This is a genomic window from Pseudomonas sp. P5_A12 (assembly GCF_056400685.1).
This window is the reverse complement of record NZ_JBFUKU010000152.1, coordinates 1-13414: the sequence shown is the minus strand read 5'-3', so window position 1 is coordinate 13414 and position 13414 is coordinate 1. Positions and strand designations below refer to the sequence as shown.

Sequence of the window (13414 nt, the reverse complement as noted above, 5' to 3'; positions counted from 1 at the left end):
CCTGATCGCCGAGAAGACCAACCCGGACAACCCCAATCAGGTCTGGTATCGCGGCAACTGGGTGGACATGCTTAACACCGAGCAACAGATCGCGGTGAAGGGGCAGGAAGCGGTCAAGCTGACGTTGCGTCAATCGCCCCACGGGCCGATCATCAACGACGCACTCGGCACGGCGGCCGGCAAGACGCCGGTGGCCATGTGGTGGGCATTCCTTGAAACACCGAACCCGATTCTAGAAGGCTTCTACCAGCTCAACCGCGCCGACACGCTGACCAAGGCACGCGTCGCGGCCGCCAAGGTTCAGGCGCCGGGGTTAAACATTGTCTACGCCAACGCCAAGGGCGACATCGGCTGGTGGGCCTCGGCGCTGCTGCCCAAACGCGCGGCCGGGGTGAAGCCCGGTTTCATCCTCGACGGCAGCACCAATCAGGCGGACAAGGACGGCTTCTACCCGTTCAGCGCCAACCCCCAGGAGGAAAACCCGGCACGCGGCTACATCGTCTCGGCCAACTTCCAGCCGCTGTCGCCGACCGGCATGGAAATTCCCGGCTACTACAACCTCGCCGATCGCGGCCAGCAACTCAATCACCAGCTCAGCGACAAAAACGTGAAATGGGACATCGACGCCAGCAAGAAGCTGCAACTGGGCACTACCACTGCCTACGGCCCCCGTCTGTTGGCGCCTTTGTTGCCAGTGCTGCGCGAGGTGGTGAGCGATCCCGCCGAACTCAAACTGGTGGAACACCTGGCGCAGTGGACAGGCGACTACCCGCTCGATTCCACCAGCGCCACGCTGTTCAACCAGTTCCTGTTCAACCTGGCCGACGCAACGATGCACGATGAGCTGGGGAATGATTTCTTCGAGACACTGCTTTCGACCCGGGTGATCGACGCCGCATTGCCACGGTTGGCTGCCACACCTGATTCACCGTGGTGGGACAACCGCAACACCCTCGAAAAGGAAACCCGGGGTGATACGGTCAAGGTGGCCTGGCAAGCGAGCATCGCCCACCTCAAGACCACCTTGGGTACGGATTCAGCGCAATGGCAATGGAGCAAGGCGCATACCCTGACCCATGGTCATCCACTGGGCATGCAAAAACCGCTGGACCGGGTCTTCAACGTCGGGCCGTTCGCCGCACCCGGCACGCATGAAGTACCGAACAACCTCTCGGCCAAAATCGGCCCAGCGCCCTGGCCGGTGACCTACGGCCCGTCGACGCGACGCCTGGTCGACTTTGCCGACCCGGCTCACAGCCTGACCATCAACCCGGTCGGCCAGAGCGGCATACCGTTCGACAGCCACTACGACGACCAGGCCGAAGCGTATGTCGAAGGGGTTTACTTTGAGGCGCATTTCAACGACGAAGAAGTCACGGCCAATACGCACAGCACATTGAAGTTTTTGCCGGCGCGGGCTGCGCCCTAGATCTTCGGCGACTGGACGACCGCTTTCGCGAGCAGGCTCGCTCCCACATTGGATCGAGTCTGTCTGAGCAACTCGGTCATCTGTGGGAGCGAGCCTGCTCGCGAAGGGGCCTTCAAACCATTGCGGAAAAATTCAGCCTGAACTGCCACGGCGTCACCCCCAGCCTGCGATTGAAAACACTACGCATATGCTGGACATCACGAAATCCACATTGGTAGGCCACGGCCTTGAGCGGCGAATGCGTGCTCTCCAGCAGTACCCGCGCCGCGTCCACCCTCGCCCGCTCGACGAACTCCGCCGGAGTGGTTTTAGCTTCCTTGGCGAACACCCGGGAAAAATTGCGCGTGCTCATGTTGGCCGCATTCGCCAGGTCAGCGAGGGCCAGGTCGCCGGTGAGGTTGGCCTGCACGTAGAGCTGAACCAACGCCACGACAGAAGTGGGTTCGGCGTGGGGCATAAGAAACGGGCTGAACTGAGATTGCCCGCCCGAACGCTGAGTGAACACCACCAGACGCTTGGCCACATTCAAAGCGACGTCCGGCCCGTGGTCCCTGGCCAGTAAATACAAGGACAAATCGATTCCTGCGGTGACACCGGCCGAGGTATAGAGCTCGCCGTCCTGCACGTACAAGCGATCCGCCTCGACCCGGGTCGACGGACACAACTGTGCCAGCGCGGCAGCGTCGCCCCAATGGGTCGTCACGGTTCGCCAATCAAGCAATCCAGCCCGGGCGAGTATGAACGCGCCATTGCAGATCGAGCCAAAGCGTTGCGCCCGTGCGCAGGCACCCCGCAGCCAGGCATCGAATGCGCCGCCAAAATCCATGAACGGCAACTGCGGCCCACCGGCCACCAGCAGCAAGTCATACGCCTCCATCGCGTCGCTGAAATGCGTGTGGGCATTGAGCGACAGACCGTTGGAACACGGCATCACTCCGCGCCCGACGCCGATCACCTCCAACCGATACTGGTCGTGCGGCTCAAGGAAACGATTGGCTTCAGAAAACACATCCATGGGACCGGTGACGTCCAGGGACTGAACGCCGGCGAAGACCACGATGGCGATGGTTTTACTCATGGCAAGGTTCGCCCTTAATGGTTAGCCGTTACATGACGGGTAGCGGCGGCCGAGCCTGCGAGGCTGCGTCAAACTTAGCCAATCCCCGCGCAACAAGCGAGGTTGGCGCGATATGCAGGTTTATTGGCAAGGATCGCAGCCATGGATCGATTGCCCGCTTTCGGGGGCCAGCACAGACTTTGTCCATCAGCGCCGCCACGGTGCAAGCCGGACACCACCTTCGGCACGGTGAATGYGGATGTGCTGGTGGACAGTCTGGCGGGGTTCAAGCCGATGAACTTCGTCGAGTTCATCCGCAAATCCCCTTGGTTGACATGAAGCCACAGGGGATTGGGGTTACTGATCGCTCCTACGCTCTGCGTGGGAATGCAGCCCGGGACGCTCCGCGTCCCATCCAGAGCCGAACGCGGAGCGTCCGAGGAAGCATTCCCACGCGGAGCGTGGGAACGATCATCCGTGGATCAGGCCGCTTCCGGCGCCTGTGCGCGGCGCACGTCCGGTTGTTTCCAGGAGTCGGCGGCGCTTTCTTCGATGGCTTGCTGAATCGCACGCTTGCGGCTTTCTTCGGCACGGCGGCTGAAGAACCAGACCAGGAAGGTCACGATCGAAACGGCGAGCAGAATCAGGCTGGCTACGGCGTTGATCTCAGGCTTCACGCCCAGGCGCACCGCCGAGAACACTTCCATCGGCAGGGTCGTCGAACCCGGGCCCGATACGAAGCTCGCCAGCACCAGGTCATCCAGCGACAGGGCAAACGACATCATGCCGCCCGCCGCCAGCGATGGCGCGATCATCGGGATGGTGATCAGGAAGAACACCTTCCACGGCCGTGCACCGAGGTCCATCGCCGCCTCTTCGATGGACAGGTCCAGCTCACGCAGGCGCGCCGACACCACCACCGCCACATACGCGGCGCAGAACGTCGTGTGCGCGATCCAGATAGTGATGATGCCGCGTTCCTGTGGCCAACCGATCATCTGCGCCATCGCCACGAACAGCAGCAAGAGCGACAGACCGGTGATCACTTCCGGCATCACCAGCGGCGCGGTCACCAAACCACCGAACAGCGTGCGACCCTTGAAATGGGTGATACGGGTCAGCACGAACRCTGCCAGCGTACCGAGCGCGACCGCCGCAATCGCCGTGTAGCAGGCGATTTCCAGCGAGCGCACCACCGAGCCCATCAGTTGCGTGTTGTCGAGCAGGCCGACGTACCACTTGATCGACCAGCCGCCCCACACAGTCACCAGTTTCGAGGCGTTGAACGAGTAGATCACCAGGATCAGCATCGGTGCGTAGATGAACAGYAGGCCGAATACCAGCATGAAACTCGAGAAATTGAAGCGCTTCATTCTTTGCCCTCCATTTCTTTGGCCTGACTCCGGTTGAACAGGATGATCGGCACAATCAGGATCAACAGCATCACCACCGCCAGGGCAGACGCCACCGGCCAGTCACGGTTGTTGAAGAACTCTTGCCACAACACTTTACCGATCATCAGGGTTTCCGGACCGCCGAGCAGTTCCGGGATCACGAACTCACCCACCACCGGGATGAACACCAACATGCAGCCGGCAACGATGCCGTTTTTCGACAGCGGAATCGTAATCTTCCAGAAGCTGTTGAACGTGCTCGAACCAAGGTCCGAGGCGGCTTCCAACAGGCTGTGATCGTGCTTCACCAGGTTGGCGTAAAGCGGCAGGATCATGAACGGCAGATAGGAGTAAACGACACCGATATAGACGGCGAGGTTGGTGTTGAGGATCTGCAGCGGCTCGTCAATCCAGCCCATGCTCATCAGGAAACCGTTGAGCAGGCCGTTGTTGCTGAGGATGCCCATCCACGCATACACGCGGATCAGGATCGCAGTCCAGGTCGGCATCATGATCAGCAGCACCAGCACCGTTTGTAGCTCTTTACGGGCACTGGCAATGGCGTAGGCCATCGGGTAACCGATCAGCAGGCAAAGGATGGTGCTGATCAGCGCCATCTTCAACGAGCCGAGGTAGGCGGCGATGTACAACTCGTCGTCGCCGAGCATCGCGTAGTTGGCGAGGTTGAGCAGCACCTGCAGCTTCTGGTCGACGAAGCTGTAGATCTCGGTGTACGGCGGAATGGCCACGTCGGCTTCGGCGAAGCTGATCTTCAAGACGATGAAGAACGGCAACATGAAGAACATGAACAGCCAGATGAACGGAACTCCGATGACCATCTGGCGGCCACTGGGAATTATTCGATTGAGCCGGCGTTTGAGTTTTCGCATGTTCATGAGCGAAGTACCACGCCGCTGTCGTCTTCCCAGTACACGTAAACCTGATCACCCCAGGTTGGGCGCTGACCGCGGCGTTCGGCGTTGGCGACGAACGACTGGACGATCTTGCCGCTCGGCAGTTCGACGTAGAACACCGAGTGACCGCCGAGGTAGGCAATGTCGTGCACCTTGCCGCTGGACCAGTTGTATTGGCAGGTCGGCTGGGTCGGCGTCACAAGCAGTTTTTCCGGACGGATCGCGTAGGTCACGGATTTGTCCTGCACTGAGGTGCTGATGCCGTGGCCTACATAGATCTGGCGGTCCAGGTCCTTGCAGGTGATGGTGGCGTGACCTTCGGCGTCGTCGATCACTTCACCGTCGAAGATGTTGACGTTGCCGATGAACTCGCAGACCAGACGACTGGTCGGGGTTTCGTAGATGTCGATCGGGCTGCCGATCTGGGCGATCCAGCCCAGGTGCATGATCGCAATGCGCTCGGCCATGGTCATGGCCTCTTCCTGGTCGTGGGTCACCATGACGCAGGTTACGCCGACGCGTTCGATGATCTCGACCAGCTCCAGTTGCATCTGCGAGCGCAGTTTTTTGTCCAGTGCGCCCATCGGTTCGTCGAGCAGCAACAGTTTCGGTCGCTTGGCCAGCGAACGGGCCAGTGCCACACGTTGACGCTGACCACCGGACAACTGATGCGGCTTACGCTTGGCGAACTGGCTCATCTGCACCAGCTTGAGCATGTCGGCCACGCGTGCATCGACTTCAGCCGCGGGCAACTTGTCCTGCTTAAGGCCGAAGGCGATGTTCTGCGCCACGGTCATGTGCGGGAACAAGGCGTACGACTGGAACATCATGTTGATCGGCCGCTCGTACGGTGGCATGTCAGTGATGTCGACGCCGTCGAGGAAAATCCGCCCTTCAGTCGGTCGTTCGAAGCCGGCGAGCATCCGCAGCAAAGTGGATTTGCCCGATCCCGAGCCGCCGAGCAGGGCGAAAATTTCGCCTTTCTTGATTTCCAGGGACACATCGTCCACGGCAATCGTCTCGTCGAACTTCTTCGTGACCCGGTCGATTTTGACCAACACCTGTTTCGGTGTCTGGTCGCCCTCGAGGGCTTTCTTATAGGCGCCGGAGGCAACTGCCATTTACGAAACTCCCAGAAAAAAAGAGTGCAGTTCGCTCAAGGTGAGCCAACCTTGGATAGTTTGAGCCCTGAAGCTATTTACCCGACTTGACCTTGGTCCAGCTGCGGGTCATCAAACGTTGAATGTTTGGTGGTAACTCGATCGACACATAGGTCTTGTCGAGGACGGCTTGCGGTGGATAGACCGACTCGTCGGTGCGGATGGACTGTTCCATCAGTTTGTCCGAGCCGGGGTTGGGGTTCGCATAGCCAACAGAATCGCTGACCTGTGCGATCACCTCGGGTTTCAACAAATAGTTGATGAAGGCGTGGGCCTCTTTGACGTTGGCCGAATCCTTCGGAATCGCCAGCATGTCGAACCACAGCGCGCCGCCTTCTTTGGGAATGGTGTAGGCCACGTTTACGCCTTTGCCGGCTTCTTCCGCCCGGGCCTTGGCCTGGAACATGTCGCCGGAAAAACCGATAGCGATGCAGATGTCGCCATTGGCCAGGTCCGCGATGTACTTGGACGAATGGAAGTACGTCACGTAAGGCCGCACCGCCAGCAACTTGGCTTCAGCCTTTTTGTAATCTTCGGGGTTGGTGCTGTTGGCATTCAGGCCCATGTAGTTAAGGACCGTCGGCATCATTTCATCGGCAGAATCGAGGAACGCTACGCCGCAGTTTTGCAGCTTCTTGATGTTCTCCGGCTCGAACAGCACGCTCCATGAATCGATCGCATCGACACCCAGTACCGCCTTGATCTTGTCGACGTTGTAACCGATGCCGTTAGTACCCCACAGGTAGGGAACAGCGTAAAGATTACCCGGATCGTTTTGCTCCAGACGCTTGAGCAACACCGGATCAAGGTTGGAATAGTTAGTCAGCTTCGACTTGTCGAGCTTCTGGAAAGCGCCCGCCTTGATTTGTTTGCCGAGGAAGTGGTTGGACGGCACGACCACGTCGTAACCGGTACGCCCGGCCAGCAACTTGCCTTCCAGGGTTTCGTTGGAATCGAAGACGTCATAAACCGGCTTGATGCCAGTCTCTTTCTGGAAGTCCGCCAGGGTGGTCGGACCGATGTAATCCGACCAGTTATAAATATGCACAGTGCCGGCGGCCTGGACACTAACGGCAAGCGTCAGCCCGGCGCCAATCAGCATGGCATTGCGAAACAAAGAAAAAATAGGCAAGTGGAGGTCCTCTAGAAATAGTTGGGCCCAAGTTGCCCCGTGTTACATGACAGCCATGGCTGCCCGGCAACAAAACCGGCGCGCAACTTACCCTCGAAAAACCGTTCCAGCAAAACTTTTATGCAGTTCTGTAGCAGCTGCCGCAGGCGGCGTTAAGGTCCGAAGGACCTTCACGCGTTTTCAACAGCACAACTGCTTCGCAGTTGGACGCAGCCTGCGGCACCTGCTACAGGGTTTTAGTTCTTACTTACCGGATTTGATCTTGGTCCAGCTGCGAGTCAGGATCCGCTGGGTCGCGGCCGGCAAGTCGGCAATCGCGTACAGCTTGGCCAGCACGTCCGCTGGCGGGTAGATGCCTGGATCGCTGGTGATGTCTTTATCAACCAACGGTGTGGCGGCCGCGTTACCGTTCGGGAAGCGCACGGCGTTGGTGATTTCAGCCATGATTTCCGGCTTCTGCAGGAAGGTCATGAACTTGTAGGCGCCTTCGACGTTTTCGGCATCTTTAGGGATGGCGACCATGTCGTAGAAGCTGCCTGCACCTTCTTTGGGAATGTTGTAGCTGACTTTCACCTTGTCACCTGCTTCAGCCGCGCGGGATTTGGCCTGGTAAATGTCACCCGAATAACCCACGGCTACGCAGATGTTGCCGTTGGCCAGGTCAGAGATGTACTTGGACGAGTGGAAGTAAGCGATCGAAGGACGGACCTTCATGATCAGCGCCTCGGCTTTCTCGATGTCTTCTTTCTTCTGGCTGTCGGTTGGCAGTCCCAGGTAGTGCAACGCCACCGGAATCATCTCGGTTGGCGAGTCCAGCAAGCTGATACCGCACGACTTCAACTTCGCAGCGTTTTCAGGTTTGAAGATCAGGTCCCAGGAATCCGTCGGTGCGTCGGCACCCAATGCAGCCTTGACCTTCTCGGCGTTGAAACCGATACCGATCGAACCCCACATGTACGGGAAGGCGTGTTCGTTGCCCGGGTCACTCACCGATACCGCTTTGAGCAGCTCAGGGTTCAGGTTTTTCCAGTTAGGCAGCTTGGACTTGTCCAGTTTCTGGTAAACGCCAGCCTTGATTTGCTTGGCCAGGAAGTTGTTCGACGGCACGACGATGTCGTAACCGGACTTGCCCGCCAGCAATTTGGCTTCCAGGGTTTCGTTGCTGTCGAAGACGTCGTAGACCACTTTGATGCCCGACTCGTCTTCGAACTTCTTGACCGTGTCCGGTGCGATGTAATCGGACCAGTTGTACACGTGAAGAACCTTGTCGTCCGCCTGAACTGCACCCGCCATCACGCCCATCAGGGACATGGCGAGAAGGGTCTTGCCAGCTATCTTCATACCTAATGCCTTCATCGGTAATGCTCCAATTTTTTCTTTTTAACCACGTGCTCAGCGGCCTTTACTGGGCATCTGAAACAACCGGTAGTCTGGCAAGATCCAAGGCAGGCTTTCAAGGAAAGACCCCTCCTTTGTTTGCTCTGAGCGAAATGTAACTTCACACCCGCTCAGAGCCTAGCACTTAGCCCTGCAGCGCACTCAGGGTCAGGTCCAGGCACTTGCGTGCCTTGGCCACCAACTCATCGATTTCGGCCGGTGTAATCACCAGTGGCGGAGCAATGATCATGGTGTCGCCCACGGCACGCATGATCAGGCCGTTTTCGAAGCAGAACGTGCGGCAAATCATGCCAGCGCCCTTGCCTTCGTAACGTTTGCGAGTGGCTTTGTCCTGAACCAGTTCAATGGCTCCCAACAGACCGACCCCACGCACTTCCCCCACCAGCGGGTGATCGTTCAGTTCCCGCAGACGCTTTTGCAAATAGGGTGCCGTTTCTGCATGAACGCGCTCGATAATTTTTTCTTCGCGCAGGATGCGGATGTTTTCCAATGCGACCGCAGCGGCCACCGGGTGACCGGAGTAGGTGAAACCGTGGTTGAAGTCGCCGCCTTCGTTCAGCACCTCGACCACTTCGTCACGCACGATCAGGCCACCCATAGGGATGTAGCCGGAGGTCAGGCCTTTGGCGATGGTCATCATGTCGGGCTTGAGGTCGTAGTAATCGGTACCGAACCACTCACCGGTGCGGCCAAAGCCACAAATCACTTCGTCCGCCACGAACAGGATGTCGTACTTGGCGAGGATCTCCTTGATGCGCGGCCAGTAGGTGTCTGGCGGAATGATCACGCCGCCGGCACCCTGGATCGGCTCGGCAATAAAGGCGCCGACGTTGTCCACGCCGACTTCCAGAATCTTCTCTTCCAGCTGATTGGCCGCCCAGACGCCGAACTCTTCAGGCGTCATGTCACCGCCTTCGGTGAACCAGTACGGCTGCGCGATGTGGACAATGCCCGGAATCGGCAAATCGCCTTGTTCGTGCATGTACGTCATGCCACCCAGGCTCGCGCCGGCCACGGTGGAACCGTGATAACCATTTTTGCGGCTGATGATGACTTTCTTTTTTGGCTGGCCCTTGATCGCCCAGTAGTGACGAACCATACGCAGCATGGTGTCGTTGCCTTCCGAACCCGAACCGGTAAAGAACACGTGGTTCATGCCTTCTGGCGCGATGTCGGCGATGGCCTTGGCCAGCTCCAGTACCGGCGGGTGAGCGGTCTGGAAGAACAGGTTGTAGTAAGGCAGTTCGCGCATTTGCTTGCTGGCGGCATCGGCCAGTTCATCACGGCCGTAACCGATCGCTACACACCACAGGCCGGCCATGCCGTCGAGGATCTTGTTGCCTTCGCTGTCCCACAGGTAAACGCCCTTGGCGTTTGTGATGATCCGCGGGCCTTTCTCTTTCAGCTGCTTGAAATCGCTGAACGGGGCCAGGTGGTGATCATTGCTCAGGGTTTGCCATTCACGGGTTTGCGGATTATTGCTGGTCATACAAATCTCCTAAAAAAATCAGCTGAAAGCGCCGCCCGACGACGGCGCCCGGCGTATCAGACGGCGAAGAGCAGGAACTCGCGCTCCCACGAACTGATCACGCGCTTGAAGTTTTCATGCTCGGCCCGCTTGACCGCGACGTAGCCAGTGATGAATTTTTTGCCCAGGTACTTCTCGATGGTCGCGCTGTTTTCCATGCGTTCCAACGCGTCCTCGATGGTCAGCGGCAGGCGCAGGTTGCGGCGTTCATAGCCACGGCCCACCACCGGCGCGCTCGGGTTGAGGCCTTCGACCATGCCGATGTAGCCGCAGAGCAGGCTCGCTGCAATCGCCAGGTACGGGTTGGCGTCGGCGCCCGGCAGGCGGTTTTCCACCCGACGGTTTTGCGGGCCGGCGTCCGGAACCCGCAGGCCCACGGTGCGGTTCTCTTCACCCCACTCCACATTCACCGGTGCCGAGGTGTCCGGCAGGAAGCGGCGGAACGAGTTGACGTTCGGGGCGAACAGCGGCAACAGCTCGGGGATCAGTTTCTGCAAGCCACCGATGTGGTGCAGGAACAGTTGGCTCATGCTCCCGTCTTCATTAGAGAAGACGTTCTTGCCGGTTTCGATGTCGATGATGCTCTGGTGCAAGTGCATCGCACTGCCCGGCTCGCCGGTCATGGGCTTGGCCATGAAAGTCGCCGCCACGTCATGCTTGAGCGCGGCTTCGCGCATGGTGCGTTTGAACACCAGGATCTGGTCGGCCAGGGACAAGGCGTCGCCGTGACGGAAATTGATTTCCATCTGCGCCGTGCCGTCCTCGTGGATCAAGGTATCAAGGTCCAGTTCCTGCAGTTCGCACCAGTCGTAGACGTCTTCGAACAGCGGGTCGAATTCGTTCGCCGCTTCGATCGAGAACGACTGACGACCGATTTCCGGGCGACCGGAACGGCCAACCGGGGGTTGCAGCGGGTAGTCGGGGTCGTCGCTGCGCTTGGTCAGGTAGAACTCCATTTCCGGTGCCACGATGGGTTGCCAGCCGCGGTCGGAATAGAGTTTGAGGACCTTCTTGAGCACGTTGCGCGGCGACAGCTCGATCGGGTTGCCTTGCTTGTCGTAGGTATCGTGTATCACCTGGGCGGTCGGCTCGATGGCCCACGGCACGAGGAATACGGCGTTCTGGTCGGGGCGGCAGATCATGTCGATGTCGGCCGGGTCGAGCAGTTCGTAATAGATGTCATCTTCGACATAGTCGCCGGTCACGGTCTGCAACAGAACGCTTTCGGGCAGGCGCATGCCTTTTTCAGCAATGAACTTGTTGGTCGGCGAGATCTTGCCACGGGTAATCCCGGTCAAGTCGGCGATCATGCATTCGACTTCTGTGATCTTGTGGTCTTTCAACCAATCGGTGAGCTGGTCGAGGTTGTTACTCATAAATGCCTCTAGGCGTTGAGTTTCCTGCCGCGTTCATGCGTCAGGCAATGGTTGACGCATCGGCGTCGCGTTGAAACAGGTGTCTACGACAGGCTATCGTGATTTTTTCCGCACAGCGCGGCAAACGCCAGGTGTGCGGCATCACAAGCGATAGTCGGGCCGCTATTGTGAATCGGTTCTATATTGAATGAAGTAACCGTTATGGGGGTGCCATCAAGGCCGTCCAGAATATCGGACGGAGACAGTCTATCCGTCATGGATGACAGGATTACCGTCAGGTCCGCAGGCGCTGAGGCCACTGCGCGGACGTAAGTGTCGCCACTGATGTGATAAGCATGCAGACCGATCCGCGTAGAGCAGTCGGTGACGCCGATTAACGGCAGGCGAGACATGAAGCACCCCGGTATTATTGGTGTTATGGGTTTGAATCGAGCTTAGCCTTGTTCATTTTTTTACACAACACCCCCGTAAAAAATACAACACGCCCCGCTCAAACCTGCGGCAGCCAAAGCGTTCAAAGGCATAAAAACGCCCCAAAGTGCCTCAAAAAAGCCTTACGAGCGCTTTTTTAGGGCAAAAAAGGCCTCGCTTGACTTCGGCATGCCGTTCGGGTTGACTGGAATCCGAAGAGATCAATGATTGATATTTTTAACAACAAAGGTGTTGCATCATGTCGGTACCCCCGCGTGCCGTTCAGCTTAACGAAGCGAACGCGTTCCTTAAGGAACATCCTGAGGTTCTGTACGTTGACCTTCTGATTGCAGATATGAATGGTGTGGTGCGCGGCAAGCGCATTGAACGCACCAGCCTCCACAAGGTTTACGAGAAAGGCATCAACCTGCCGGCCTCTCTATTTGCTCTGGATATCAATGGCTCGACGGTGGAAAGCACCGGCCTGGGCCTGGACATCGGTGATGCTGACCGAATCTGCTATCCAATCCCTGACACCCTGTGCAACGAGCCTTGGCAGAAGCGCCCTACCGCGCAGCTGTTGATGACCATGCACGAAATCGAAGGTGACCCTTTCTTCGCGGATCCCCGTGAAGTCCTGCGTCAAGTGGTCGCCAAGTTCGACGAGATGGGTCTGACCATCTGCGCAGCCTTCGAACTGGAGTTCTACCTGATCGACCAGGAGAACGTGAACGGCCGCCCACAACCGCCGCGTTCGCCCATCTCCGGCAAGCGCCCGCATTCGACTCAGGTCTACCTGATCGACGACCTCGACGAATACGTCGACTGCCTCCAGGACATTCTGGAAGGTGCGAAAGAGCAAGGCATCCCTGCCGACGCGATCGTCAAGGAAAGCGCCCCGGCGCAGTTCGAAGTCAACCTGCACCACGTGGCCGACCCGATCAAGGCCTGCGACTACGCGGTCCTGCTCAAGCGCCTGATCAAAAACATCGCCTACGACCATGAAATGGACACCACCTTCATGGCCAAGCCTTACCCGGGCCAGGCGGGTAACGGTCTGCATGTCCATATCTCGATTCTTGATAAAGAAGGCAAAAATATTTTTGCCAGCGAGGATCCCGAGCAGAACGCCGCACTGCGTCACGCGATCGGCGGTGTGCTCGAGACCCTGCCGGCGCAGATGGCTTTCCTCTGCCCGAACGTCAACTCCTACCGTCGTTTCGGCGCACAGTTCTACGTGCCGAACTCGCCATGCTGGGGCCTGGATAACCGCACCGTGGCGATCCGCGTTCCGACCGGTTCCTCAGATGCCGTGCGCATCGAACACCGTGTTGCGGGCGCCGATGCCAACCCGTACCTGCTGATGGCTTCGGTCCTGGCAGGCGTGCATCACGGCCTGACCAACAAGATCGAGCCAGGCGCGCCCGTGGAAGGCAACTCCTACGAGCAGAACGAGCAAAGCCTGCCGAACAACCTGCGCGATGCATTGCGCGAGCTGGACGACAGCGAAGTCATGGCCAAGTACATTGATCCCAAGTACATCGATATCTTCGTGGCCTGCAAGGAAAGCGAGCTGGAGGAGTTCGAACACTCCATCTCCGACCTTGAGTACAAC

10 protein-coding genes and 2 pseudogenes are annotated in these 13414 nt (G+C 58.4%); 3 read left to right on the top strand and 9 right to left on the bottom strand.

Annotated features, from left to right (window positions below; genetic code table 11):
* A partial coding sequence (locus AC1DSG_RS19250; protein WP_477792308.1) for a penicillin acylase family protein occupies positions 1–1429 on the top strand: 1429 nt, incomplete at its 5' end.
* A 112-nt stretch (positions 1430–1541) separates the two neighbouring features.
* Here the strand turns inward: AC1DSG_RS19250 and AC1DSG_RS19245 are convergent.
* Positions 1542–2507: a GlxA family transcriptional regulator gene (locus AC1DSG_RS19245; protein ID WP_477792307.1), complete on the bottom strand. Its 966-nt coding sequence runs from the start codon at positions 2505–2507 to the stop codon at positions 1542–1544.
* A gap of 204 nt (positions 2508–2711) precedes the next feature.
* Here AC1DSG_RS19245 and AC1DSG_RS19240 point away from each other — a divergent pair.
* Positions 2712–2825: pseudogene (locus AC1DSG_RS19240) on the top strand (phosphohydrolase); the annotation flags it as partial.
* A 143-nt stretch (positions 2826–2968) separates the two neighbouring features.
* Here AC1DSG_RS19240 and AC1DSG_RS19235 read toward each other — a convergent pair.
* The 8 genes and pseudogenes from AC1DSG_RS19235 to AC1DSG_RS19200 form a co-directional block, all read right to left on the bottom strand.
* Positions 2969–3859: an ABC transporter permease subunit gene (locus AC1DSG_RS19235; protein WP_477792306.1), complete on the bottom strand. Its 891-nt coding sequence runs from the start codon at positions 3857–3859 to the stop codon at positions 2969–2971.
* On the bottom strand, positions 3856–4776 hold the full coding sequence (locus AC1DSG_RS19230) for an ABC transporter permease subunit (RefSeq protein ID WP_477792305.1): 921 nt from the start codon (positions 4774–4776) through the stop codon (positions 3856–3858). Before AC1DSG_RS19230 ends, AC1DSG_RS19235 begins: the two co-directional genes overlap by 4 nt.
* Positions 4773–5915, bottom strand: coding sequence for an ABC transporter ATP-binding protein (locus AC1DSG_RS19225; protein WP_477792304.1), 1143 nt, complete (start codon positions 5913–5915; stop codon positions 4773–4775). Before AC1DSG_RS19225 ends, AC1DSG_RS19230 begins: the two co-directional genes overlap by 4 nt.
* A 73-nt stretch (positions 5916–5988) precedes the next feature.
* Positions 5989–7086 carry a polyamine ABC transporter substrate-binding protein gene (locus AC1DSG_RS19220; protein ID WP_477792303.1) on the bottom strand — a complete coding sequence of 366 codons (1098 nt, stop codon included), beginning with the start codon at positions 7084–7086 and terminating at the stop codon, positions 5989–5991.
* A gap of 243 nt (positions 7087–7329) precedes the next feature.
* The gene (locus AC1DSG_RS19215) at positions 7330–8427 is read right to left on the bottom strand and encodes a polyamine ABC transporter substrate-binding protein (protein WP_477792309.1); all 1098 of its coding nucleotides are present in this window, start codon (positions 8425–8427) and stop codon (positions 7330–7332) included.
* 181 nt (positions 8428–8608) lie between these two features.
* Positions 8609–9973 (bottom strand): aspartate aminotransferase family protein, encoded by a 1365-nt coding sequence (locus AC1DSG_RS19210; RefSeq protein ID WP_477792302.1) that lies wholly within the window; start codon positions 9971–9973, stop codon positions 8609–8611.
* Between the two features lie 56 nt (positions 9974–10029).
* Complete coding sequence (locus AC1DSG_RS19205; protein WP_007942476.1) at positions 10030–11388, bottom strand: glutamine synthetase family protein; 1359 nt, start codon at positions 11386–11388, stop codon at positions 10030–10032.
* A gap of 131 nt (positions 11389–11519) precedes the next feature.
* Positions 11520–11780 (bottom strand): annotated as a pseudogene (locus AC1DSG_RS19200) (gamma-glutamyl-gamma-aminobutyrate hydrolase family protein); the annotation flags it as partial.
* A 278-nt stretch (positions 11781–12058) separates the two neighbouring features.
* Here AC1DSG_RS19200 and AC1DSG_RS19195 point away from each other — a divergent pair.
* On the top strand, positions 12059–13414 hold a 1356-nt coding region (locus AC1DSG_RS19195; RefSeq protein ID WP_477792301.1), incomplete at its 3' end, for a glutamine synthetase family protein.